Here is a 440-nt window from a genome sequence, read left to right on the forward strand (position 1 = left end):
AACTCAGGTGCTACCCGGCGCAGCATTGTGGGCGCATGCGTCGCAATGAGAGCTTGCGCATCCAGGTTTTTTGTCATGACATTTAGGGAGCTAACAATGCGGCCCAAGTAATGTGGAGAAAGGCTGTTTTCTGGCTCCTCAAGGGCTACCAGAGTGAAGACTGGTGGACGTAATTTATCGGGATCAAACGATAAATCTTCTTCTGCAAGAACAGCCCTGCCAATAGCCTGAGACGATAAGACAAGAGAAAGGTAAAGCATGGACTTTTGGCCATCGCTCAGCCTTGAAAAATCGACAAATGAGCCGTCGTGACCTGGGGTAAATGAAACAGACAGATGCCTTAACAGCGATTCAATTTCTGATGCGACAAAAGTAATTTTAGGGTCAGCAAAAAATTTACCTTTATGCAGCGTTGCCCATGTTGCCTTTAAACTCTCACT

1 protein-coding gene is annotated in these 440 nt (G+C 46.4%); it reads right to left on the reverse strand.

The annotated features are described in order from the left end of the window. On the reverse strand, positions 1-440 hold a 440-nt coding region (locus AB4K05_RS24660), incomplete at both ends, for an ATP-dependent endonuclease (RefSeq protein ID WP_368482273.1).

The sequence above is a fragment of the Kluyvera sp. STS39-E genome (genome assembly GCF_040932435.1).
Lineage (GTDB): Bacteria > Pseudomonadota > Gammaproteobacteria > Enterobacterales > Enterobacteriaceae > Kluyvera.